The organism is Nocardiopsis sp. iso_238, assembly GCF_056173325.1.
Map to the genome: position 1 here is coordinate 5874210 of NZ_CM149668.1, position 24616 is coordinate 5898825.

Consider the following 24616-nt stretch of genomic DNA (forward strand, 5'->3'; position numbering starts at 1 on the left):
CCGGGCGGGTCCGCAGGGGGTTCGGCCCCGCCCGGGGTCGGATCACTCGTCGAGGTGCCTGTCGACCCAGGCGTCCAGGGGCTGGCCCTGGATGGCCGCGGCCATGAGCTCAGGGAAGGCGTCGGGGGTGCAGGCGAACGCCGGGACGCCGAGGTCCGCGAGGGCCGACGCGTTCTGGCGGTCGTAGAAGGGCGCCCCCTCGTCGGAGAGGGCCAGCAGGACCACCACCTGCACGCCCGCGGACTTCATGGCGGCCACCCGTCGCAGCATCTCGGCGCGGACGCCGCCCTCGTAGAGGTCGCTGATCAGGACGAAGATCGAGTCCTGCGGGCGGTCGATGAGCGTCTGGCTGTAGGCGATGGCCTTGTTGATGTTGGTACCGCCGCCGAGCTGGGTGCCGAAGAGGACCTCCACCGGGTCGGTGAGCTGGTCGGTGAGGTCGACGACGGCGGTGTCGAAGACGACCAGGGACGTCCTGAGGGTGCTCATGGACGCCAGGACGGCGCCGAACACGCTCGCGTAGACCACCGAGGAGGCCATCGATCCGCTCTGGTCGATGGCCAGGACCACGTCCTTCTGCACACCCTGGCTGCGGCGGCCGTACCCCACGAGGGTCTGCGGGATGACCGTGTTGTGCTCGGGCAGGTAGTGCGCCAGGTTGCGCCGGATGGTGGCGTTCCAGTCGATGTCCGCGACGCGGCGGGGGCGGTGCGTGCGCGCGGAGCGGTCGATCGCCCCCCGGATCACCGACCGGGTCTTCTGCGCGACCCTTCGCTCCAGGTCGTCGACCACCCGGCGCACGATGGCCCGGGCGCTCTCCCTCGCCTCGGCGGGCATCACCCGGTTGAGGGAGAGCAGGGTCCCGACCAGGTGCACGTCGGGCTCGACGGCCTCCATCATCTCCGGTTCCAGGAGGAGCTGGTGCAGGCCCAGGCGGTCCATGGCGTCGGACTGCATCACCTGCACCACCGTGGACGGGAAGTACTCCCGGATGTCGCCCAGCCAGCGGGCGACGCGGGGCGCCGAACCGCTCAGGTCCGCGCCGCGCTCGTCTCCCGAGGTCGTGGAGCGGTCGCGCTTGTTGTACAGGGCGGCCAGCGCGGCGTCCATGGTCTGGTCGGCCCCGGCCAGGGTCGCGCACTGGGACGGCGCGCCCAGGACCAGGCGCCAGCGGCGGGCGCGTTCGGTGGTCTCCGTGCTCACGCGCGGCTCCTTTCGAGTAGTGCCGCCACGGCGGCCACCGCCGGGGCGGCGCGGCGGGTGTCGACGGGGCGGCGTACGCGCGCCGTGGTGGTGCGGCCGCCGTCCGCCCGGGTGACGGCGGTGCCGATCTCCTGGCGTTCGGCCGAGCCGAAGGCCCCGAAGGTGCGGCGCAGCAGCGGCAGGACCGCGACGAACCGTTCCTCGGACAGGCTGAGCAGCCACGTGTCGATGAGGCCGAGCAACCGCTCGTCGTGGACCAGGATCAGCCCGCTTCCCTGGAGGAAGCCCTCCAGCCAGGCGGCGGCGCGGGTGGGTTCGGTGCCGGGTGACATCGTCAGTCCGAGCCTGCGGTGCAGCTCCTCGGTGGGGATGCGGCCCGCGTCCGCGAGGATGCGGTTGACCCTTCCGGCGATCCGCCCCGGGACCTGGTCGCGCCCGGCCAGTGCCTCCAGCGCCTCGGTCCAGCCCCGTGCCTCCTCGTCCAGGAGGGAGGCGGCGGCGTGCGTCTGGTCGATCGACGTGACGAACCGGGCCGCCGCGTCGTCGTCCAGCCCGCGTACGGCCGGGGCCAGGCCCACGCACACCCGGGCCAGGATCTGCAGGGCGACGGCGCGCAGGTGCGCGCCGTCGGTCCCGCGCACGTCCCCGTACCGGGCCGCGCGAGCCAGTGGCGGCAGCGCGGCCATCAGGTGGGTGATGTCGCTGTCGGTGGCCGCGCGGTCGGTGAGCAGGGCGAGCACGTCCGGCAGCGCGTCACCGAGCTCCGCGAGCAGGCACTGTTCGGTGAGCGCCGTCAGGGTGGGCAGTTCCGCGTCGGCGGCGACCTCCACCACGCGGGCGGTGGCCGCCGAGGCCACGGTGGTCCCCCAGGGCGCGGCCTCGATCAGCGCCACGTCCATGTCGGGGTCCCAGCGCAGCCGCCAGGACTCCCGGAAGGTTCCCTTCGCGTGGTGTTCGGAGGCGCGCGGCACACCCCATTCGATCCCGAGCACGCGCAGCCGGTGCAGCAGGACGCTGCGTTCGCGCTGGCTCTCCTTGCGCAGGTCGAGGTCGAGGTCGCGGTCGAAGGCCTCGGGCTTGAGGCGGAGCCGCTTCTGCGCGGCCATGAGGTCGCGCTGCAACGGCACCATGGGGGTGTCGGCGGGCACCGAGCCGAGGCGTTCACCGATCACCATCCGCCCGTGGACCAGGGCGGCCCGGGTCTGTTCGCCCTCGCAGAGGACGGCGGTGACCGCTTCGGAGACCTCGTCGATCCCGGCCAGCGGCCGTCCCCGCAGCACGGCGAGGCTCTCGGCGAGCCGGACCCCCTCGATCACGTGCGAGGAGGAGACCGGCTGGCCCTCGTCGCGCAGGAGCCGGGCGGCCTCCGTGAGCCACCGGTGGATCGGCAGGTCGGGCGAGGTGAACAGGTGGTGGTACCAGCCGGGTGAGGTCACCCCGGCGCCGTAGCCGCTGGCGGTGGCGAGCCGCCCGTGCGTCCACGGCACCCAGGTGGCGGTGGTCTTCACCTTGGGCAGCCCCCGGAGCAGGGCGGCGTCGTCCTTGACGGGGTGGTCGTAGAGGTCGCGCAGGGCCGGTGCGTGCCAGGCTCCGCACACCACGGCCACCCGCTCGTACCCCTCCTTGAGCACGGCGCGCAGGGTCTGGCGCATGTACGCCTCGCGGCGCGCGTCGCGGCCGGTCTCGGGGCCGGCCTCGGCGCGGACGGCCGCCATCGCGTCGGTGATCGCGGGGAAGGGCGAGGGCTCGCCGTCGCCGCGCTGCTCCACGACGTCGTCCCACCAGCGTTCGGCGTCGTCATACCCGGCGGCCTCCGCGAGCACCCCGAGGGGGTCGGTCCGGACCCTGGCGGGTTCGCTCGGGGAGGGCTCCTTCGGTCCGCTCTCCTGCTCGGCGGCCTCCGCCCGTTCGATCCGCTCCGCGAGCGTGTGGGAGGCGGGCAGGTCGCAGAAGCGCACCGGAACACCGCGTCCGTGGGCGTGGACCAGGGCGGCCCACTCCGGGGAGAAGGACGCGAACGGCCAGAACCCCCAGCCCTCCCGGGACCGTGCCGTCCCCGCCTTGGGGGTGTCGGCCAGGTGGACGAGCAGCGCCACCGGTGGTTCCAGGCCGCCCACCAGGGAGGTGATCGCGTCGGCCTCGGGCGGCCCCTCGATCAGTACGATGTCGGGCTTGATCTCGTCCAGGGCGGCCGCCACGGCCCGGGCCGAACCCGGACCGTGGTGGCGGACACCGAGGACACTGACCTTGTCGGTGCCCTGTCGGGGTCGTCCCATCAGGCGCCCACCTCGCGGCAGGCGCGGTAGAAGTCGCCCCAGCCGTCGCGTTCGCGGGCGACGGTCTCCAGGTACTCGCGCCAGACCACGCCGTCGGAGACGCGGTCCTGGACGACGGCGCCCTGGATTCCCGCGGCGACGTCGGCGGGGCGCAGCTGACCGTCACCGAAGTGCGCGGCGAGCGCGATGCCGTTGGTGATCACGGAGATCGCCTCGGCGGTGCTCAGGGTGCCGCTGGGCGACTTGACCTTCGTGGTGTTGTCCTCGGTGACCCCGGAGCGCAGCTCGCGGAAGACGGTGACCACGCGCTGGATCTCGGTGAGGCTGGTGGGCACCTCGGGCAGCTCCAGGGAGCGGCCCAGCTGCTCCACCCGCTGGGTGACGATGCGGACCTCGTCCTCGGCGCTGTCCGGCACGGGCAGCACCACGGTGTTGAAGCGGCGGCGCAGCGCGCTGGAGAGGTCGTTGACTCCCCGGTCGCGGTCGTTGGCGGTGGCGATGATGTTGAACCCGCGCTGGGCCTGCACCTCCACGCCGAGTTCCGCGACGGGCAGGGCCTTCTCCGACAGCACGGTGATGAGGCCGTCCTGCACGTCCGAGGGCATGCGGGTGAGTTCCTCGATGCGGCCGATCGTGCCGCGCGCCATGGCGGTCATCACCGGGCTGGGGACGAGCGCGGCCTCCGAGGGACCCTCGGCGAGCAGGCGCGCGTAGTTCCAGCCGTACCGGACCGCCTCCTCGGAGGTCCCGGCGGTGCCCTGGACCAGCAGGGTGGAGTCGCCGGAGACCGCCGCCGCGAGGTGTTCGGAGAGCCAGGTCTTGGCGGTGCCGGGGACCCCGATGAGCAGCAGTGCGCGGTCGGTGGCCAGGGTGGCCACGGCCACCTCGACCACGCGGCGCGAGCCGATGTACTTGGGCGTGATCTCGGTGCCGTCGTCGAGGGTGGTGCCCAGCAGGTACCGGGTGACCGCCCACGGGGAGAGCCGCCAGCCGGGGGGACGCTGGCGGTCGTCGGCCTGGGCCAGGGCCTCGAGCTCGGCGGCGTACGTCTGCTCGGCGTGCGGGCGCAGTGCGCTGGCCGTGTCGGTGCTGAGGCCAGAGCCGGTGGCGGAGGTGGTCAACTTAGAGCTCCCTGTGCATGTCGAGCCGGAATCGGAGGGTGTCGCGGAGGCGGAGGTAGGAGGGTCCCTCCTCCTCGTGGGGTGGTTCCCTGGGCAGGAGGTCGAGGTGTTCGGGCGGCATGTGCTCGGCGGCGGCCTCGCAGAGGAAGCGGTAGCCGCGTGAGTCACGGGTGGTGATCGGGCCGGTGAGGCGGCGCACGACCGCGTCGGAGAGCGGGCGGGTCCACGGGGCGTCGACCGCGTGCAGGACCTGGCCGAGGACGTCGCTCCCGCCGAGGGCCGGGCCGTTCCCGTCGGAGCCGAGTGCGGCCACGACCCGGTCGCACCGCTCCTCGACCGGCAGTGCGGCCAGCAGCTCCCGGGTGCGCGGCCAGTGCCGGTTCCGGCCCTGGGCGCCGAGCAGCTGGGCCAGCCCGCTCCGGGGGTGGTCGAGGAGGGCGCGGGCCCACACGGGGTCGGCCTGGAGGCAGACCGCGTCGGCCAGCGCCTCGCGCAGGTCCTGCTCGTCCTCGGCCAGGTCGAGGACCCCCGCCGGGTCGGTGTCCAGGAACGCGGTCCAGGTGTCCAGCGGCGCGTGGGTGATCAGGACGCGGCCGAGTTCCCAGCGGGCGCGACGGGTCTCCGGCCGCTCCTTCGGCGCCACCAGGGCGAGGTCGCGGAGCCGTTCGGCGGTCGGGACGGCCATGTCGACGACGTCCACGGCGCGCGGCGGCCCCTGGTCGCGTCCCAGGTGGGCGCGGAGGTGCGCGCGGAGCCGGTGCGCGTGGGCGCTGTCCGGCAGCCGGGTGAGCAGGGCCAGGGCGAGGCCGCGCACGTTGGCGCCGCGGTCGTCCAGGGCCCGGTCCAGCACCGCCTCGTCGTCCGGTCCGAGGTTGACGGCCAGGGTCTCCAGGAGGCCGCGCCGCTCCTCTCCCCTGCTCTCCTTGGGCAGGGCCTCGGAGAGCAGGTCGCGGGCGGCCGCCGGGTCGGTGGCGCGCAGGGCGAACAGGGACCGGCGGCGCTGGGCGGGGGTGCCCTCGTGCCAGGCGGCGTCGGTGTGGACGTCGGTGGGCAGGGGTTCCCGGGCGATGAACGACCACGCGCCGTTGTGGGTGGCCAGCCAGGTGCCCCGGTCACCGACGACGGAGGCGACCAGGGGGCGCAGCGAGCTGTCCCGGGAGGCGCGTTCCAGCAGCTCGGGGATGTGGACGTGGCTGACCCGGCGCCCGCCCCGGGCGGCGTGCTCCAGCCACTCGGGGAGGAGTTCGGAGCGGCTGGCGAGGAGGACGGCCAGCCGGTGGTCGGCGGCCGGTCCGACCTCGGGACGGGTGTCGGGGGCGTCGGGGGTGACGGGTTCCGCCGTGTGTGCCGTGTACCCGGCGCGGGTGCGCACGGCGTCCAGGGCGACCAGGTCCAGCAGCCCGGCGGCGCCGTCACGGGTGCCCCGGGGCAGGTCGGGCAGGTCCGGGACGGCGCGTCGGGCGGTGCCGACCAGCGCGGTGGAGACCAGCCGGTCCCAGGAGGGGGTCTCGGGGGAGGCCGACCCGGCGGGGTCGGGAGGGGTCGGGTTCACAGGGCGACTGCCTTTCCGTCGGCGTCCCACAGGGTCATGGGGCTCAGGCCGGTGTCCGGCGACCACTCGGCGGCGATGGTGGCGGGGCGTCCGCCGGTGGCGGCGAGGAACCGCCACAGCTCGCCTCCGGTCAGGGGGAGGGAGGCCCCGGTGGGGTCGGCCAGGTGCCAGCCCTCGGCACGGGCGGGGACCGCGTTCTCCAGCACCACCGGCCAGGCCTCCAGCCACGGGTCCCCGGCCAGGGCCGCGGCGAAGGAGTCCAGGGCCTGCTCGACGGTGCCCCCGGGCGGGGGCGTGGCCGGGGCGGCCTCGTCTCCCTTGCCGACCCGGACCGCGCGGCGGCCGTCCGGGTGGAAGGCGAGTTCGCCCTCGAACTCGGTACCGGGGCGGAAGGCGGAGTCGGGGGTCTCGGTGGGCCGGGCGAAGGTGAGGGAGAGGGCGTGGCGGCCGGTCGTCGCGCCGTGCAGCCACTGGCGGCGGCCGCGCATGCGGTCCGGGGTGAGGGCGTCGCGGTGGCCGAGCACCCGCCAGGTGTCCCGGACCCGCTCCCCGCTGGACAGAACCTCCTCGGCGCGGGTGGCGATCCCCACGCGGGAGCGGAGCACCGCGCGGGTCCGGGGGTCGTCACCGCCCTCACCGGCGAGGTAGCCGTCGACCAGCAGGTGCAGCATGCCCAGGCGTTCCAGGAGGCGGTTCGTCCAGCCGTCGGCCCCGACGTTCTGGGGCAGCTGGGTGACCAGGGTGGCGGCACCGCCCGCCTTGGCGTCCACCAGGCGTTTGGCCATACGGTCCCAGTGCCCGTAGCCGAGTTGGGAAACCTCCGCGAGGCCGCCGTCCACCTGGTCGTGCAGCCACAGGCGGAGCTCCTCCAGCCCGGCGGTGACCGAACGCTCCCTGGCGCGCAGGGTGGCGGCGGCCTTCTCCGGGTCGACCGGCGCCGAGGCGGCGGCGCTCGCGCGCTCCTGGCGGGCCACCCGGCCGGAGAGCCACGCGGTGACCCATTCGGGCCGGTCCTCGCGCTCGGCCACCGTGCCCTGGCTCCACAGGGAGAGTAGGGCCAGGACGTGCTTGCAGGGGATCTTGCGGCTGGGGCAGCTGCACTTGTAGGCGGGGCCCTTGTCCCCGTCCAGGTGTGCTGCCGCCAGATAGGGCTTGCTCCCGCTCCCCTTGCACTCACCCCAGACGGCCGAGGTGCCGCCGCCGTCGGCGGCGACCACTCCGCTCTGGGGCCACGATCCCGCCTTGGCCACCTTGAGAGCGGCCTTGTGTGAAGAGGGGTCCGGAGCCAGAGCCCAGACTTCGTCGGTACTCCATCGATCGCTCACACAGGTAACTCTAGGGAGCACCACTGACAATCCGGGACCCTCTGGACAGTCACCCAGGACGGGACAAACAAGATAAAACAATCGTCGATAACAAAGGGGGCGACCCAGATAATCCGTTCCTGTTGAAAATCCGGTGTCGACGATCCTAGAATGCCACGACCAGGTTGGCTCGATCCCCGGCCGCCGCCCCGAAGCGATTTCGGGATCTCCCGCTTCCCCCTTCCCGTCACCACGCCAGTGCCACGTCTCCTCGAAGGGAGGGAAGCGGCCCCGCGAACCTTTTTCCGGGTGTCCGCACCCGAAATGACCACGACTCAGCACGGTGAATCCCAGGAAACGGGGTCCGGGGCGGACCAGGGCGCCCAGAACTCCGGACCCCCCACCCAGGGGTGCCCGGTCGACCACGTCCGGCTCTACGACCCCACCCCGCCCGAGGGGCGTGCCGAACTCTGGCAGCACCTGCGGGAGCGGCAGGGTCCGATCGTCCCGGTCCAGCTGGAACCCGGGGTGCGCGCCTGGCTGCTGCTCGGCTACCAGGAGAGCCTCGCCGTCCTCCAGCAACCGCACCTGTTCTCCCGGGACACCCGCAACTGGCGCGAGGCGACCGAGGGCCGCGTCGACCTCGACAACACCGTCGCGATGATGACCTGGCTGCCCAACGCCTTCTACGCGGACGGGTCCGAGCACGTCCGGCTGCGCGCTCCGATCATGGACGGTCTGGCCAGGATCGACATGACCGCCATGGCCCGCACCGTGCACCGGATCGCCGACGGGTTGGTGGACCGGTTCGTCGAGGACGGCGAGGCCGACCTCATCGGGGAGTACTCCCAGATGCTCCCCGCGCTGGTCGCCAACCGGCTCTTCGGCCTGCCCGACAGCTACGGCCACATGCTCAACGACCTCACCGCGGCCATCTTCAGTGAGGACTCCCAGCGCTCGGAGGGGTCCATCACCGGCCTCCAGCAGTACTTCGCCGGGCTGGTCGCCCGCAAGGCGAGCAAGCCCGGGCAGGACCTGACCAGCTGGATCCTCGAACGCTCCACGGACCTCACCCAGGAGGAGGTCGCCTACGCGGCGTCCCTGGTGGTCAGCGCCAGCCACATGATGACCGTCCACCTCATCGGCAACACGATGCGCACCCTGCTCACCGACGACCGCATCCGCTCCGCCAACACGGACGCGCGCCTGTCCACGCACGACCTCCTGGACCACGTCATGTGGAACGACAGCCCCCTCCAGCTGCTGGCGGGGCGGGTCGCGCTCCAGGACGTGCGGATCGGCAACGCGCGGGTCCGCAAGGGCGACGCCCTGTACCTCGGGGTCGACGCGGCCCACCGCGACCCGGCCGTGCGGCGCGGCAGGTCGGACCCGGACACCGGGCTCTCCAGCGGCAGCCGCGCCCACCTGACCTTCGGCGCCGGTCCGCACAGCTGCCCCGCCCGCGCTCTGGGCCGCCTGGTGGCCTCGACCGGGGTGACCGTGCTCCAGGAACGGCTGGGCGGGCTACGGCTCTCGGTGCCCCCGGAGGAGCTGCGCCTGCTGCGCTCCCCGTTCCTGCACGGGGTGCGGAAGCTGCCGGTCACGTTCACGCCCGGACGCCTGAGCGAGCCGCCCGCCCTCCTGACCCAGGAGATGGAGCAGGTCCCGGCGGTGGCGGAGGAGGAGCAGCCGCCCGAGGACCTGCTGGGGAAACTGTTCAGCTGGTGGCGCGGTCTGGGCCGGTGAAACGGTAGCCATCCTTTTTCGAACGCGTGAACTGGGGCGCCGCGAGCACTGGTGGTTCAACGGATGCGAGTTCACACCTTCGTCTTCATAGTGAACGCACGCCCACGGAAACGGGTGTAAATCCCGTCCGTTCCTCCCGCGTATACCGACGGGAAAACGGAGCCGTGGCGTCCACGGCGCCCCGTGGATTCCCGCTGCGTGAGAAAAGGAAGACGACGTGAGTACCGACCATCCCCTGTCCCCCGTGTCCCCCTCGCCGGTACCCCGCACCACCCGCTCCCGCCGGAGCGCCCCCGCCCTCCCGACCGCCCGGGTGCCGCGCACCCGCTCCTGGGCGGCGGCGGTCGCCGCGAAGTCCGCCCTGGTGGTGGGCCTGGCCCTGTTCGGCGCGGGTGCGGCCGTCTCCCCGGCCCAGGCCGCCAACCCGCACGAACGCGGTCCGGACCCGACGGAGCAGAGCGTCACGGCGCCCCGCGGCCACTTCGACACCGCCACCACCTCCGTGTCCTCGCTGGTGAGCGGCTTCGGTGGCGGAACCATCTACTATCCGACCGACACCTCCCAGGGCACCTTCGGCGGTGTGGTGGTCGCCCCCGGGTACACCGCCAGCGAGTCGTCCATGTCCTGGTACGGGCACCGCTTCGCCTCGCAGGGCTTCGTGGTGTTCACCATCGACACCATCACCCGCTACGACCAGCCGAACAGCCGGGGCCGCCAGTTGGAGGCCGCCCTGGACTACCTGGCCGACAGCAGCGCGGTGAGCGACCGCGTGGACGCCGACCGCATGGCCGTCATGGGGCACTCGATGGGCGGTGGCGGCACCCTGGCCGCCGTCGACTCGCGGCCGGAGCTGCGCGCGGCGATCCCGCTGACCCCCTGGCACACGCAGAAGAACTGGTCGAGCGTGCAGACGCCCACGCTGGTCGTCGGCGCCCAGAACGACGTCACCGCGTCGGTCCGCTCGCACGCCATCCCGATGTACGAGAGCCTGCCCGGCTCCCTGGACCGGGCCTACCTGGAGCTGCGCGGCGCGAGCCACTTCGCGCCGAACGTCTCCAACACCACCATCGCGAAGTACGGCATCTCGTGGCTCAAGCGGTTCGTGGACGACGACGAGCGCTATGAGCAGTTCCTCTGCCCGCCGCCCCGCACGGGGATCGGCACCGACTTCTCCGACTACCGGGACTCCTGCCCGCACGGCGGCTGATCCGGCGGCCGGGTCGTCGCGGTGAGACCCGGTCGGGGCCGGTGGGGATCTCCCACCGGCCCCTTCCCGTGTCCGCCGCCCCTCACGCCCGGGGCCCCTGGAGCGCGGCGGCAGCGCCCCCGCCTGACCGGCCCCGACGCGGAAGGGAGCCGGAGCGCGCGGTCCGTGCGCACTCCGGCTCCGACGGTCGACGTCAGTCGTGGAAGGGAAGGTCCTGCGGGGAGAGCCGCTCGAAGTCGACCTCCTCGACGGGGCCGTCCCCGCGGTCGGTCACCCGGGCCTCCTGCACCATCTCGATGGCGCCGCCCGCCTCGAACCGCACGACGTACACGCCCTGGTGGCCGCCGTGGTCACCCTCGCTGGAGGAGAAGGGCGTGAAGCCCGGGCCCTGCCACTCCTGGGTCTCCAGGGCGTCGACCAGGGACTGGCGGGTGAGGTCCTCCCCCGCCGACTTCAGGACCTGGGCGAACATGACGGCCTGGGTCATGCCGAACATGTGCGTGTTGGTGGGAGGTCCGCCGTGTCCGTACTCCTCGTACACGTCGACGAAGAACCGGCCCCACTCGTCGTCCTCGTCCTCCACGCGCGGCATGTAGCTCGTCACGACCGCCCCCTCCAGGAAGGCGTCGGCCGGGACGCCCTCCGCGTCGGTGTCCTCGGTGAACTCGGTGAGCAGCGCCTGGAGCGTGGCGGTGTCCCCGCCGATGCTGGAGATCACCCACTGGGGCTCGTAGCCGATCCGGGCCGCCTCCAGCATGCCGAGCGCGACGAAGGCCGGGATGCAGGAGCAGACGACCACCTCCGCCCCGGCGTTCTCCAACTCGGCCATCTGCGAGCCGAGGTCGGGGATGTCCGACTCGTAGTGCTCGCGGGCCACGACCTCGTCGGACAGGTACTGGTCGAGTCCGGCCTGGGAGTCCTCACCGACGTCGTCGTTCTGGAACAGGTACCCGACGTCCCGCCCGGGGAAGTTCTCGGTGATGTACTCGCCCTGGATCTTGGCTTCCTTGGTGTAGTCGGTCTGCCAGCCGTAGGTGAGCGGGTGCTCCTCCGTGTTGTTCCAGGCGAGGGCGCCCGAGGCCGGGAAGACGTCGGGCACCCCCTCGTCGTTGAGGTAGTCGATGACACCCCCGTGGGTGGGTGTGCCGAGGCCGCCCACCATCGCGAAGATCTCGTCCTCGATGACCAGTTGGCGGGTGACGTCGACGGTCCGGGAGGGGTCGTAGCCGTCGTCCTCGACCCGATAGTCGATCCGCCTCCCGTTGACCCCGCCCTGGTCGTTGACGTGGTCGAACACGGCTCCCGCTCCCTGGGAGACCGCCAGGTAGCCGGGTGCGGCCGGGCCGGTGAGCGGTTGGTGGGTGCCGATGACGACGGCGTCGTCCGTGACGCCCGGGGCCACGTCCAGGTCGGCGTCGGCGCCCTGGCCGACCTCGCCCGCGCCCGAGCAGGCCGCGGCCAGCATGACCAGGGCCAGGGCCGGGGCCAACAGGACCCGTGTTCGGTGTTCGCGCATGGTTGTCTCCTTCACTGGGGGTTCACGAGGAGGTGTCGGAGCGGACCGCCCGGAGGCGGGCTCCGAGGCTTCGGAGGGCGCCGTGGACGCCGAGGGGCCAGAACCGCAGGACGAGGATGAGGACCACGCCGAAGAACACCACCGGCAGGTTGTTCTCGGCGTTGCGTCCCAGGTCCGCCGCCCGTGCGAGGTCGGTGGCCCACACGTCCAGGTAGACGACGGCGATCGAGGCCCACAGCGCGCCCCACAGACTGCCGATGCCGCCGAGCACCAGCGCGGCGAGCAGGGTCAGCGAGAGCACGAGGGTGAAACTGCTGGGGGTGACGGTGCCGAGGACGTAGGCCTGGAGTCCGCCGGCCAGACCGCCCGCCGCGGAGGCGATGACGAAGGCGACGACCTTGGTGGCGCCGACGGGGACCCCCGCCATGGCTGCGGCGGTCTCGTCGTCCCGGATGGCGCGCATGCGGCGGCCGAGGCGCCCGGCGGAGATCGTGGCGAGCGCGGCCAGGCCGAGCACGACCGTGGTCCACACGACCAGGGCCCGCCACTCGCTGGTCGTCACGAGTCCGTCGAGGATCGGCGGGGCTCCCGCGGTGCGGATGTTGAGGCCGTTGCTGCCGCCGAGGAGACCGTGGAACCGGTGGGCCAGCCCGGGCAGGCCCACGGCGAGGATGAGTGTCGCACCGGCCAGGTACGGCCCGTGCAGGCGCGCGGTGGCGGCGCCCACCGCGACGCCCGCCACGACGGACACCGCGACGATGACGCCGAGGTTGGCGGCGAGCGGCAGGGTCGGCTGGTGCAGGACCAGCAGCGCCATCGTGTAGGCGCCGATCATCATGAACGCGCCGTGGCCGAGGGAGACCTGTCCGGAGCCGCCGACCAGGAGTTGGAGCCCGGCGACGGCGAGCATGGTGTACCCGACGGCGGCGACGCGCAGGGCGGTGAGGTCGCCGGTCACGAACAGCAGCCCGGCGACGGCGGCCAGGCCGAGGGCGGCCAGTAGCAGGTGGCGGACGGGCAGGGGCATGACTGGCTAGACCTTTCGGGCGGTCGGTCGGGAGAGGATGCCGTCGGGGCGCACGCTCAGGACGGCCACGACGATGACGAGGGCGGCGAGGGTCGCCAGTTCGGGTCCGAGGAACCCGGACACGTAGGACATGCCGAGCCCGATGAGCAGTCCGCCGACGACGGCGCCGAAGGGGTTGTCGAGTCCGCCCACCACCGCCGCCGTGATCCCGAAGACGAACACCACGTCGAAGACGTTCGGTGAGATGAACGGCGGCCCGGCGAGCATGCCCGCCAGCGCTCCGATGAGGGAGGCGATGCCCCAGCCCGCCGTGAGCATGAGGCCGACCCGCACACCGCTGAGCCGGGCCGCCTCCGGGTGGAAGGCGGCGGCGCGCATTCGCAGGCCGAGGGGCGTGAACCGGTACAGGGCGAACAGCAGGAGGGCGGCCGCCCCCACGGAGACCAGGGCGAACACGTCCGAGGGGGCGAAGCGGCCCACGTAGCTGAACGCGTACCGGAAGCCGTGCTGTTCGTTGCCCCAGACCATGCCGACCCCGCCCTGGACCACCAGGAGGAGGCCGAGGGTGACGATGATGGCGTTGAGCTGGGAGGTCCTGGCGATGGGTCGGACGACGAAGCGCTCCACGAAGGCCCCGACCAGCAGCCCCGCCGCCAGGGCGGCGGCGAACCCGAGCCAGTAGGAGCCGGTGAGCTGGGTGACCGTGTAGGCGGTGTAGACGGACAGCAGCGCGAGGGCGGGCTGGGCGAAGTTCACGAGCCGGGTGGCCTGGTAGATGATGACCAGGGAGAGCGCCAGTGCCGCGTAGGCCGCCCCGGAGGCCAGCCCGTTGAGGGTCAGGGTGACGAAGTAGTTCATGGGGGTCTCCCTCAGAAGCCGAGGTAGGCGTGGCGTGTGCGGTCGTCCGCCAGGAGTTCGGCGGAGGTCCCCTCCGCCACGACACGGCCCTGGTTGAGGACGTATCCGTGGTCGGTCACGGACAGGGCCCCGGCGGCGTTCTGTTCCACGAGGACGACGGTGAGGCCGGTACGGTCGCGGAGGTCGCGGAGCAGGTCGAGGATGCGCCGGGTGATCAGGGGCGCGAGGCCGAGCGAGGGTTCGTCGAGGAGCAGGACGCGGGGCCGGGCCATGAGGGCGCGGCCGATGGCGAGCATCTGCCGCTCACCGCCGGAGAGGGTGGCCGCGGCCCTGGTGCGGCGCTCCGCCAGGGGCGGGAAGAGGTCCATGACCTCGTCGAGGGTGGTGCGGTCGCGCCGGTCCGCGCGCCACAGGGCGCCCAGGCGCAGGTTCTCCTCCACGGTGAGTTCGACGACCACCCCGCCGCCCTCGGGGACGTGGGCCAGGCCTCGGGTAACGACCTGTTCCGTGGGGAGCCGGGTGATGTCCTCGTCCGCGAGCAGGACCCGGCCCGCAGCGGCGCGGTGCAGGCCGGTGAGGGTGCGCAGGAGGGTGGTCTTGCCCGCGCCGTTGGCCCCGAGGACGGCGCAGAGTCCGCGTTCGGGAACGGTGAGGCTGACGTCGTCGAGGGCCCGGACGGCGCCGTAGGAGGCGCTGAGGCCCTCCACGGTGAGCAGGGGCGCGCGGGTCATCGGCGGTCCCCGTTCCCGTCGTCGGGCCCCGTGGCCGGGGTGTCGGAGGTGCCCAGGTAGGCGCGGGTGACGGCGGGGTCGGCCTGGACCTCCTCGGGGGTTCCGGAGGAGATGATCCTGCCAAAGTCGAGGACCACGACGCGGTCGCAGACGTTCATGACCAGGTCCATGTGGTGCTCGACGAGGACGACCGCCATGTCCTGGCGGAACCCGCGGATCCGCTCGCCCAGCTCGGTGGTCTGGTGGCCGGAGAGTCCGCTGGCGGGTTCGTCCAGGAGGAGGAGTTCGGGTTCTCCGACGCAGGCCCGCGCGAGGGCGACCTGCTTCTGTACGCCGTAGGGCAGGGTGCCGGGGAGTCGGTGGGCGTGCTCGGCGACACCGAAGCGTTCCAGGGCGGCCATGGCACGCCCCCTGAGACGGTGTTCGTCGCGGTGGTGCCGTCCGAGGCCGCTGACGAGGGAGAGCGCCCCTCCCCGGGCGAGGCGGTCGGCGCCCACCATGACGTTCTCGAGGACGGGCATCATCGGGAACAGGTTGAGGCCCTGGAAGGTCCGGGCGATCCCGGCCCTGGCCAGGTGGTGCGTGCGCCTGCCGGTCCGGGGTGTCCCCTTCCAGGAGACGGCTCCCCTGGTGGGGCGCAGCACCCCGGACAGGACGTTGAAGAGGGTGGTCTTACCCGCTCCGTTGGGGCCGATGAGGCCGACGACGGAGCCCGGATCGACCCGGAGTCCGACGTCGTCGAGCGCGGTGAGCCCTCCGAAGCGCACGGTCACCCCGTCCGCTGTCAGGAGGTGTTCCGGTGCGGTCGTTGTCATGGCTGCCTCTCTCCGGCGACTCGCCGGATCTCATACCGACCAGTTGGTATCGACCGGTCGGCGCGACGGGGCACCCGCACGCCCGTGGCGTCCGGCCCCGGGACGTGTTCAGTTCAGGAGACGGGCCAGGTCCACCCGGGACCTGATGTTGAGCTTGCGGAAGATGCCGCGCAGGTGGTGCTCCACGGTGCGCGGGCTGATGAACATGTGCGCGGCCACCTCGCGGTTGGTGGCGCCCTCCGCCACCAGCTGCGCGATCTGCTGCTGTTGCGCGGTCAGTTCGCCGGTGGCCGGGGTCTCCGGGCCGCGTTCGGCGGTACCGATGGCGCGCAGCTCGGCCCGGGTCTGCCGGACCCACAGCCGCGCGCCGAAGCGCTCGAAGGTCTCCAGGGCGTTGTACAGGTGCTCCCGGGCGCGCCCGGGCAGGCGGGACCGGCGGAGGGAGGCGCCGAAGAGCAGCTGGGTGCGCGCGTGTTCGACGTCGTCGTCACCGCAGGCCCGGTGCAGGTCGAGCGCGGTCCCGAAGTGGTCGGCCGCCTCCTCGCCGGTGGCGAGCAGGCCGTCGCCGCGCGCGGCCAGGGCCAGGGCGCTCGGGCTCTCCACGGCCTCCGCCCAGCCCCGGTACCCGGCCTGGGAGGCGCGCGCCCAGCCGATCTTGCCCGTGCGGACCGCGGCCTCCACGAAGTGCGGCGCGGTGAGCAGGCGCATGGTGGGGTGTCCGTGTCCGGGTCCGGCGTGCACCAGGGAGCGCAGCCGGAAGAAGGCGTCGGCGGCGTTGCCCCGTGAGAGTTCGAGGACGGCCAGCGCCCAGGAGGCCAGTGCGGAGGGCAGGCCGAGGCTCCGCTCCCCGGCCTGGGCGGTCACCGCGCGCGCCCGGATGTGGCAGGTGTCGACGTCGCCCTGGATGGCGGCGATCATCGCCAGCGACGCGAGGTTCTGGGCGACCCAGACGGACTGGCCGGACTCGCGGGAGGCGCGCAGCCCGGCCAGGGCGGTCCCGGCGGCGGACGGGAAGCGACCGCTCCAGAACTCGGAGAAGACGAGGAAGGCCAGCGCCGGGGGCACGAACACGTGTTCTCCCCGGGACCGGGCCGACTCGGCCGCGCGGGAGGTGACGGCGCGGACGAAGGGGGCGTCCCCCAGGCGGAGGCCGCAGATCCCGGCCCACACCAGCTCCGAGGGGGCGCTCATTCCGTGCGAGAGCCGGATCGCCTCGCGCAGGAGCGGGGTGGAGTTCACGTAGTCGCCGCGGAACGAGACCGTGCACCCCTCCAGGAAGGCGGCGGTCAACCGCATCGAGGGCGGATCGTCCGCGCGGACCAGGGGGACGGCGAGTTCGGCGGCCCTGGCGTGGCGGACCGGGTCCCCCGCGTAGGAGGCGCTGTCGGCGGAGCGGACCAGGGCGCGCAGGGCGAGGGCGCGGTCGTGCGGGACGAGGGCGCGCCCGGCGGCGTACAACCGTTCCGCCGCGTCGACGGCGTTGGAGTCGAGCGTCTCGAACTCGGCCTCGATGAGGGCGACCACGGCCCGGCGGCGGTCGGACACCGCGAGCGGCCGGGCCCGCCCGAGCAGCCGTGCGGCGCGCTCGGGCTCTCCGGCGAGATGGGACTCGTGGGAGGCGGTGGCCAGGCGGCAGGCGCGTTCGTCGGGGTCGGGGGTGAGGGCGGCGGCGCGCTCGTTGGTGTGGGAGGCGGCGAGGGGGCCCGCCAGGCGTTTGGCCCGCCGGGCGGCGTCCGCGATCCGGTCGGCGAGGTCGGCGTCGGGGGCCTCGGCACCGCAGGCGGAGTGCCGGGCGAACTCGACCGGGGCGTGCTCGCGGTCGGTCACCCCGGCCAGGGCCCGGTGGGCCGCGCGCAGGCGACCGGCGGGGGTGGCCTGGACGACGGCCTCGCGCAGGAGCGGGTCGGGGAAGACCAGGGTGTCGCCGTCCACCCGCACCAGGCCGCGTTGCTCGGCCGGTTCGAGGGTGGACACCGAGGGCGCGGGTTCGGGGTGGTCGGGCTCTCGCGCGGCGTCCAGGATCAGGTGGACCCGGGGTTCGGCGGCCAGCGCTCCGAGTAGCAGGAGGCGCCTGGCGTCGTCCGGCAGCTCCTCGTAGGGGGCGATCAGCGCGGAGCGCAACCGCGCCGCGAGCGGGAGGGGCTCGGGCGGGGGGTGTTCGCCCCGGACCTGCTCCGGGGTCAGGGACGAGAGGAAGCCGAGGGCCGCCGCGGGGTTGCCGTGGGCGGCGCGTACCAGTCCGGTACGGACCGGGGACGACAGGTGGGCGGGGGCGCGGTCGACGAGCAGGTCGTGCACCGCGCGGTCCTCCAGTGGGGCGAGGGCCAGTTCGGTCACCCCCGGGACCGGCCCGGGGGCGGTGGAAGGGGCGGCGTGCCCGCCCAGGGCCGCGAACACGGCGGCGATCCGGGTCCCGGTGAGACGCCGCGCGGCGAACGCCAGGGCGTCGAGCGAGGTGGCGTCCAGGAGTTCGGCGTCGTCCACGCACAGCAGGAGGGGCCGTTCGGTGCTCGCCTCGGAGAGGAGTTCGAGGACGGCGGTGTAGAGCGGGTAGCGGTCGGTGCCGGTGCCGCCGCCCCGGGTGAGGGCCTCGCGCAGGAGGTCGCGCCGGGGCGCCGGGAGTCGGTCGAGCACCGGTGCCACGGGGCGCAGGAGGCGTTGGAGGCCGGAGCAGGCGAGGTCGGTCTCGGTGCGGACCCCGCCCGCGTGGAGGACGGTGAAGTCACCCGCGGTGTCGCGGGTGTGGTCGAGCAGGAGGCTCCGGCCCTGGCCCGGACCGCCGGTGAGGAGCACGGACGCACCTCGGCCGGACCTCGCGTCGCCCAGGGTGTCGGCGAGGGTCCTCCGCTCAGCGTCCCGGCCCCGGAGGCGTACGCTCGGGGGCTCCGTGTACCGTTCCGTCACGTTGTTCACATTCGCACAGCGCCGCCCCGCTCCGGCAGGTGTGCACGAACACACTGGTCGTTTCACCGATACCCGCCCGGTGCCGCGAGTGGCGTCCGCGCACGGGGGTTCTGGTGGTCCTCGGGTGGCTTCTCGGGGAGCGTGTTGCGCACGCGAATACGGTGGTCTGACCGGGTCCGCGATGCCGAAAAAATGTTCCGGTTCGCTCATGTGCCGCCCTACCGGAACCCCGCGGGCGTCCGTCCAGGTAGTCAGGACGCGACGCGCCGACGGCACCCCGTCAACGAACCAGACAAACAGCACAAACGACTCTTGGATAGCTTTTTGTCCACTTCGGGACACTGTCGCGGCCGTCCCCGTGCGGGATATCCAGTGCGGGACACACTGGATCGGACAGCCGGAGGACCCGCATGGAGAACCGCTCCCTGACAGCGGACGACCGACGCATACCCGTCGGCGCCGCGAACCGACCCCTGACGTTCGGTGTGGAGGAGGAGTTCTTCGTCGTCGACCCGCGCACGCGCCGCATCCTCTCCCGCGCACCCGACGTCCTGGCCCACGCCCGTTCCTTCGGGCCCCACCTGTGCGGCGAGTTCACCCGCGCCCAGGTGGAGGCCAACAGCCCCGTGTGCACCACCTCGGAGGAGGCCCGCGCGTTCCTGGAGACCGCACGGGCGGAACTCCACCGGGCCGCCGACAGCGCGGGCCTGGCCGTGGCCGCCACCGGCACGCCCGTCCTGGGTGACCCGGCGTCGGCCACCGTCAGCCAGGGCCGCCGCTACTCCGCCATCGCGTCCCACTTCGGCGCCCTGCGCGCCTCCCACGTGGTGTGCGGCTGTCACGTGCACGTCGGCGTCCCCGACCCCGCCACCGCCGTGGCCGTCAGCGACCACCTGCGCCGGTGGCTGCCCTTCCTGGTCGCGCTGGCCGCGAACTCACCCTTCCAGTCCGGGCGCGACACCGGCCACGCCAGCTGGCGGACGGTCACCTGGAACCGGCTGCCCTCCGCCGGACCGCCGCCGCTGATGCGCACCCTCAAGGAGCACGAGAGCGCCGTCCGGGGGCTCACCTCCACCGGGGCGGTCCTGGACCGCCGCATGGTCTACTGGGACATCCGCCTCTCCGACCACCTGCCCACGCTGGAGATCCGGGTGGGCGACGTGGCCGCCACCGCCGAGGAGGCCCTGCTCTTCGCGACCCTCACGCGCGGCCTGGCCGCGCGGGCCCTCACCGACGTGCGGCACGGGGTCCCCGCACCCGACGTCAGCACGCACACCCTGCGCGCCGCCGTGTGGCGGGCCGCCCGGGAGGGGCTGGAGGGGGTGGTCCCCGACCCGCTGACCGGCGAGTCCCTGACCGCGAGCGCCGCCATGGAGCGGGTCCGCCGGGCCGCCCTGCCCGGCCTGGCCGTCTCCGGGGACACGGACCTCGTGTCGTCCCTGCTCGACCGGGTCCTGACGGTGGGTTCTGGCGCCCACCGCCAGCGGGTCGCCCACGCGCGCCGCGAGCGGATGACCGACGTGGTGGACCATGTCGTGGCGCAGTCCCGCGAGGGCCTGGGCTCGGTGCCCCGCCCCAGGATCCCCCGGGTCTGACGCCCCGTCGGGAGGGACACCGCCAGCGGCGCGGGCCCGCCCGGTGGGAGGGGTCGGCCCCTCCCACCGGTCCGCTCAGGCGTCCAGGCGTTCCCGCAGTTCGTCGGTGGTGGGGGGATCGGCGCCCACCCGGGTGACCGTGTGGGCGGCGGCGGTGACGGCGTAGGTCAGCAGCTCGGTCAGGTCCGCCTCGGTCAGCCCGGTCAGGCGGCTCCGCGGCCGCTCACCCAGCCTCCCGTCGAGGTCGAGGCGGTGGAGCAGGGCGCCCATGAAGGAGTCGCCCGCGCCGACCGTGTCCACGACCGTCACCCTCGACGCGGGGACCGCGGCCGTCACGCCGTGGGAGAGGGCGAACGCCCCGTCCGCGCCCAGGGTGACCACGACCAACGCCGGACCGAGCGCGGCCAGGGCGTGCGCGGCCTCCTCCGGGGTGAGCCCGGGGTGGAGGAAGGCCAGGTCCTCGTCGCTGGCCTTGACCACGTGGGCCTGGGCGGCGTGGCGCAGGGCCAGCGCGCGGGCCTCGGCCGGGTCCCCCACCACGTCCGCGCGGATGTTGGGGTCGAGGGAGACCGTCACCTGCCCCCGGCCGTGCTCGCGCCGCAGCAGCGCCTCGATCCGTGAGGCCCCCGGTTCCCTGAACAGGGCGATCGAGGCGGCGTGCAGGGCCCGCACCCCGGGCTCCAGGGTGCCGGGGAGCTCACCGGGACGCCACCGCCAGTCGGCGGCGTCGTCCATGCGGAAGTCGTACCGGGCCGCCCCGTCCGCACCGAGTGTGGCCAGGGCCAGGGCGGACGGCTCCTCCGCCGCGACCAGACCGGCGGGGTCCAGCCCTCCGGCCAGGAGGCGTTCCCGGATGAGCGCGCCGAATCCGTCGGCCCCGATCCGGGCGAGCAGCCGGGTGGGCGTGCCCAGCCGGGCGGCGGCCAGCGCCGTGTTGGCCGGTCCGCCGCCGGGTGCGGCCCGCAGCACGTCCGGGCCGTGCCGGGTGGGCAGCAGGTCCATGACGTTCTCCCCGACCACGACGAGCCGTGGCGTCCCGGCGCCGGGTGCGGGGCGCGTCGCTTCCTCGGTCACTGGCTTCCTCCGGTGCCGCGCAGGGCCGCCGCGATCGAGGTCGAGAACCCGACCTGTGGCAGCAGGGTGGCCTGGTAGGCGTGGTAGACGTCCGGCTTGCCCGTCCACACCGCTCCCCCGGGGCGGTTCTCGGGGTCCAGCTCGTGCCGCCAGCTGCCGTGCTCGCGGTCCACGTGGAAGCGGTCCGCGTACTCCCACCAGCGCTCGTACCGCTCGGTGTAGGCGGCGTCGCCGGTGCGCCGGGCCAGCGCCCACGCGGCCATGGTGGCCTCGGCCACCACCCAGTGCATGCGCTGGCGCACGACCGGGCGGTCCTCCCAGTCCAGGGTGTAGGCGAACCCCTCAGCGCCGTCCACGCCCCAGCCGCGCCGGACGGCGTGGGTGAAGAGGTGTTCGGCGTCGGCGCGCAGCCACGCGGGGACGGTCTCGCCCGCGCGTTCCAGGGCGAGTTCGAGGTGGAGGAGCAGGCGGGCCCACTCCAGGAGGTGGCCCGTGGTGCTGCCGTAGGGGCGGAAGGGGTGGTCCGGGTGGTCGCGGTTGTAGTCCGGGAGCGGCCGCCAGTCCGGTGTGAAGTGCTCGGGCAGGCGCCAGTCGTGCTCGGCGGCCACCCCGTGGACCAGGCGTTCGGCCACGGCCAGGGCCCGGCGGGTCCAGTCGGTGTCGCCGGTGGCGTCGGCGGCGGCCAGCAGCGCCTCCACCCAGTGCATGGCGCTGTTGGCCCCCCGGTAGGGCTCGGTGACGGTCCAGTCGGCGTCCCAGCTCTCCCGGACGCAGTCCGCGTCCTCCTCCCAGAAACGCGCGTCGAACACCCGCAGGGCCTCGTCCAGCAGGTCACGCGCGCCGGGGCGGGCGGCGAGGGTCGCGGAGGATGCTGCCAGGACGACGAAGGAGTGGGGGTAGGCGGACTTGTCCGGGAGCTTTTGGGAGCGCTCCCGAATACTGGTGGGATCCCCGCCCTCCGGCACTTCGTCGAACCATCCGCCCAGATCGGCGTCGCGCAGCGGCCCGGAGAGCGCGGCCAGCCCGTGGTCGGCCAGCTCCGCCGCGCGCGCGTCGCCGCGCAGGTGCGCCAGGGAGAACACGTGCGTCATGCGTGCGGTGATCCAGGTCTCGGTGGGGCGGTCGGGCTCCACCCCGCCCTCGGCGTCCAGCCAGCCGAAACCGTCGGGGACGGTCGCACCGGCGGCGAAGTCGACCAGCCGCCGTTCCTCCGCCGCCAACCACGGGGGGGACCCCGGGGCAGGGTGTGTCGAAGTGGTCAAACCAGTGCCTCCTCAGGGAGTTGTTCCGCGCGTAACGCTATCCCGGGCCGTGCTTCCCGGGAAGGGTTCCGCTCGTCCCCCGGGCACGGTCGGCGGCGCTGCACGTCCAGCGGATGTGCTCCGCGACGCTGAGGGGGTCGTCCGCCATCGGGATGTGTCCGACCCCGAGCAGCGACACCATGCGCGCGTTGGGCACGCGCTGGTGGGCGTGCTCGGCGCTGGAGGGCAGCAGGGTCCGGTCCCGGTCGCCCCAGGCGATGGTGACCGGGCAGGGGATCGGGCGCGAGGTGAAGTCGTAGTCCGCGATCCTCGGCACCATGCGCACGTACGGCGCCCCCGGGGTGAGCCCCTGGATACCGAACCGGGTCGCCTTGGCCTCCGGGGAGGAGGGGTCGCCGCGCAGCGCGATGCGTGCGGCGGCCCGCGCGGGCGGGGTGTCCGCGAGCCGTTCCTTGAGGGGCATGGGCAGGTGCGTGGCCAGGTTGGCCACCACGCCGACCGTGCGCATGCCCCAGCGGGCGAGGCGGTCGGAGAACCCGGCCGGGGAGAACACCGTCACCGATCCGGCCACCCCCTGGACCCCCAGTTCGAGGGCGATCGAACCGCCCAGCGAGTTGCCCGCCAGGTGGGGGCGTTCCAACCCGTGCAGTTCGCAGAACTCCCGGATCACCCGCACCATGCTGTGCACGTCGTAGGGTTCGTCCCGCTCCGGCGCAGGGGACTCCCCGAACCCCGGCAGGTCCACGCTGACCACCTCGTAGTCGGCGGTCAACCGGGGCGCCACCGCCTCCCAGCTCTGCCGTCGGTCACCGAGTCCGTGCAGCAGGACCACGGGGCGACCGCTCCCGTGCCGGTCGAAGGCGATGCGTCTGGGGTTCATCCCACCGGTCTACCCGAGGTACCCGTCCCGACCACCGGGACGAACCAGGAAACTGGGCAAAAGCTGTGCCCGGGTCGGCTCACCGGCGGTGCGCGCACGCGGCGCGGCGGTGAGCAGCAGGCCGGAGACCACGGCCACCAGACCCAGCACCGGCGCCAGCCCGAAGCCCAGACCGGCCACGGTCAGGGCCAGCAGCCCCCCGCCGATCAGTGCGGCGGCGGCCAGCACGCGGACCAGCCCGGGGTCGCCCCGCAGGACCTTCGGCGGTTCCTCGAACCGCACCGCCCAGTGGGCGAGCGGCAGGATCATCGGCACCAGGACCGCCACGCCGAGCACGCCCCACAGCAGCCACAGCCCGGTCATCGGGTCGGGGGTGTTGATTCCCAGGCCGTACACGAGGACTCCGGCCACCACCGAGATCGGCAGCATGTGCCACAGGTACACCGTCATCAGCTGCGGTGAGACGCGGTCCAGCATCCGCGCCGGACCGGGCCGGTCCGTCCACGCGGAGATCCGGTCCCGCAGGAGCATCGCGACGCCGACCTGTACCGCGCCCAGCGCCGCCAGCACCAGGGTCGGCGGGGAGACGTTCGAGGTCTCGGCGGCGAACACACCGGTCATGTTGAACGAGTACGGGCCCACGTTCACCAGGACGACCGCGGTGACGGCGCCGACCGCGGCCATCCACGCCGCGTGGGGGCGGCGGATCGCGCCGGTCGCGTACCGGAACCCCAGCTGGTGGACGGCCAGCCAGACGAAGGCCACGTTCAGGAAGCCGAAGGCCTCCACCCCGAAGCCGAACCGGCTCAGGTCCACGACCATGGCACCGGCGAGCAGCCCCGCCGGGACCCACCAGCCGAACCTGTCCTGGGCGGCCACCAGGATCGGCGTCGCCACCACCACCAGCACGTACACGGCCAGGAACCACAGCACCATGCCCGCCGCGCCCGCGCCGACCAGCACCGGCTGCTGCTGGGCTCCGCCCAGGACCGCCAGGTGGGAGGCGAGGATCCACACCACCGCGAGGGGCACCACGGGCCAGGCCAGCCGTCTGAGCCGCTTGGCCCACCAGACCGACGCGGCCTGGCCCCGGCCCTGGGCCGAGCGCCAGCTGATCATGTTGGCCGCGCCGCCCACGAAGAAGATCAGCGGCATGACCTGGGAGACCCAGGTGAGCGCGAACCCGCCCGGGGTGCTCAGGACGCTGGTCGCCGCGAGATCGCCCTCGGACTGCACGGTCAGCACCGGCAGCCACCAGTGCTGGAGGACCACCAGGGCCATGACGAACAGGCGCAGGGCGTCGAGGAAGCGATCACGTCCCCGTGGTCGGGGCACGGCCACCACCGGTGCTGAGGCGGAGGCCTGAGGCCGGTCCCCGCCCGCGTTCGCGGGTTCGGCGATCACGGTCATGGGTTGTCGCTCCTTGGTCTTTCCCGGAGTCCGGGGGCGGCCGGGCACGCGGAGGTGCCTGGTCGTGCTGACCGGGCTGTGCTGACCTGTGGGGGGTCCGACACGTCCCGATGCGGGGCCCTGATCACGGGCGCC

18 protein-coding genes are annotated in these 24616 nt (G+C 73.6%); 3 read left to right on the plus strand and 15 right to left on the minus strand.

What is annotated here, in order from left to right:
- Nucleotides 1-42: 42 nt before the first annotated feature.
- The 5 genes from AC0VYL_RS26535 to AC0VYL_RS26555 are packed head-to-tail and all read right to left on the minus strand — an operon-like array spanning nt 43 to nt 7402.
- Nucleotides 43-1203, minus strand: coding sequence for a VWA domain-containing protein (locus AC0VYL_RS26535; RefSeq protein WP_475481789.1), 1161 nt, complete (start codon nt 1201-1203; stop codon nt 43-45).
- The gene (locus AC0VYL_RS26540) at nt 1200-3479 is read right to left on the minus strand and encodes a DUF5682 family protein (RefSeq protein ID WP_475481790.1); all 2280 of its coding nucleotides are present in this window, start codon (nt 3477-3479) and stop codon (nt 1200-1202) included. Before AC0VYL_RS26540 ends, AC0VYL_RS26535 begins: the two co-directional genes overlap by 4 nt.
- Nucleotides 3479-4600 (minus strand): ATP-binding protein, encoded by a 1122-nt coding sequence (locus AC0VYL_RS26545; protein WP_475481791.1) that lies wholly within the window; start codon nt 4598-4600, stop codon nt 3479-3481. The genes AC0VYL_RS26540 and AC0VYL_RS26545 overlap by 1 nt, the downstream gene beginning before the upstream one ends.
- Before the next feature lies 1 nt (nt 4601).
- Nucleotides 4602-6152: a DUF5691 domain-containing protein gene (locus AC0VYL_RS26550; protein ID WP_475481792.1), complete on the minus strand. Its 1551-nt coding sequence runs from the start codon at nt 6150-6152 to the stop codon at nt 4602-4604.
- Nucleotides 6149-7402 carry an SWIM zinc finger family protein gene (locus AC0VYL_RS26555; RefSeq protein WP_475483582.1) on the minus strand — a complete coding sequence of 418 codons (1254 nt, stop codon included), beginning with the start codon at nt 7400-7402 and terminating at the stop codon, nt 6149-6151. Before AC0VYL_RS26555 ends, AC0VYL_RS26550 begins: the two co-directional genes overlap by 4 nt.
- Before the next feature lie 378 nt (nt 7403-7780).
- Between AC0VYL_RS26555 and AC0VYL_RS26560 the strand changes: the two genes are divergently transcribed.
- Both AC0VYL_RS26560 and AC0VYL_RS26565 read left to right on the plus strand, forming a co-directional pair.
- Nucleotides 7781-9202 (plus strand): cytochrome P450 family protein, encoded by a 1422-nt coding sequence (locus AC0VYL_RS26560; protein ID WP_475481793.1) that lies wholly within the window; start codon nt 7781-7783, stop codon nt 9200-9202.
- A 313-nt stretch (nt 9203-9515) separates the two neighbouring features.
- Entirely contained in the window at nt 9516-10409 is an 894-nt protein-coding gene (locus AC0VYL_RS26565) for an alpha/beta hydrolase family protein (protein WP_475463270.1), read from the plus strand.
- 193 nt (nt 10410-10602) lie between these two features.
- Here the strand turns inward: AC0VYL_RS26565 and AC0VYL_RS26570 are convergent, their stop codons facing one another.
- The 6 genes from AC0VYL_RS26570 to AC0VYL_RS26595 form a co-directional block, all read right to left on the minus strand.
- A complete protein-coding gene (locus tag AC0VYL_RS26570; RefSeq protein ID WP_475457036.1) occupies nt 10603-11925 on the minus strand; it encodes an ABC transporter substrate-binding protein in 1323 nt (440 codons plus the stop codon).
- A 22-nt stretch (nt 11926-11947) separates the two neighbouring features.
- Entirely contained in the window at nt 11948-12952 is a 1005-nt protein-coding gene (locus tag AC0VYL_RS26575; RefSeq protein ID WP_475481794.1) for a branched-chain amino acid ABC transporter permease, read from the minus strand.
- 6 nt (nt 12953-12958) lie between these two features.
- Nucleotides 12959-13810 (minus strand): branched-chain amino acid ABC transporter permease, encoded by an 852-nt coding sequence (locus AC0VYL_RS26580; RefSeq protein WP_475481795.1) that lies wholly within the window; start codon nt 13808-13810, stop codon nt 12959-12961.
- 11 nt (nt 13811-13821) lie between these two features.
- A complete protein-coding gene (locus AC0VYL_RS26585; RefSeq protein WP_475481796.1) occupies nt 13822-14541 on the minus strand; it encodes an ABC transporter ATP-binding protein in 720 nt (239 codons plus the stop codon).
- Nucleotides 14538-15356 carry an ABC transporter ATP-binding protein gene (locus tag AC0VYL_RS26590; protein WP_475457044.1) on the minus strand — a complete coding sequence of 273 codons (819 nt, stop codon included), beginning with the start codon at nt 15354-15356 and terminating at the stop codon, nt 14538-14540. The genes AC0VYL_RS26585 and AC0VYL_RS26590 overlap by 4 nt, the downstream gene beginning before the upstream one ends.
- Before the next feature lie 108 nt (nt 15357-15464).
- Nucleotides 15465-18260: a LuxR C-terminal-related transcriptional regulator gene (locus AC0VYL_RS26595; protein ID WP_475457046.1), complete on the minus strand. Its 2796-nt coding sequence runs from the start codon at nt 18258-18260 to the stop codon at nt 15465-15467.
- Between the two features lie 410 nt (nt 18261-18670).
- On the opposite strand from AC0VYL_RS26595, the gene AC0VYL_RS26600 reads away from it, so the two are divergent.
- Entirely contained in the window at nt 18671-19855 is a 1185-nt protein-coding gene (locus AC0VYL_RS26600; protein ID WP_475457048.1) for a carboxylate-amine ligase, read from the plus strand.
- A 75-nt stretch (nt 19856-19930) separates the two neighbouring features.
- Here the strand turns inward: AC0VYL_RS26600 and AC0VYL_RS26605 are convergent, their stop codons facing one another.
- The 4 genes from AC0VYL_RS26605 to AC0VYL_RS26620 are packed head-to-tail and all read right to left on the minus strand — an operon-like array spanning nt 19931 to nt 24481.
- Nucleotides 19931-20929, minus strand: a complete 999-nt coding sequence (locus tag AC0VYL_RS26605) for a carbohydrate kinase family protein (protein WP_475481797.1) — start codon at nt 20927-20929, stop codon at nt 19931-19933.
- Nucleotides 20926-22191: an AGE family epimerase/isomerase gene (locus AC0VYL_RS26610; protein WP_475481798.1), complete on the minus strand. Its 1266-nt coding sequence runs from the start codon at nt 22189-22191 to the stop codon at nt 20926-20928. Before AC0VYL_RS26610 ends, AC0VYL_RS26605 begins: the two co-directional genes overlap by 4 nt.
- 37 nt (nt 22192-22228) lie before the next feature.
- Nucleotides 22229-23071, minus strand: coding sequence for an alpha/beta fold hydrolase (locus tag AC0VYL_RS26615; protein ID WP_475457054.1), 843 nt, complete (start codon nt 23069-23071; stop codon nt 22229-22231).
- Nucleotides 23072-23080: 9 nt separating this feature from the next.
- Nucleotides 23081-24481 (minus strand): acyltransferase family protein, encoded by a 1401-nt coding sequence (locus tag AC0VYL_RS26620; RefSeq protein ID WP_475481799.1) that lies wholly within the window; start codon nt 24479-24481, stop codon nt 23081-23083.
- Nucleotides 24482-24616: the final 135 nt, after the last annotated feature.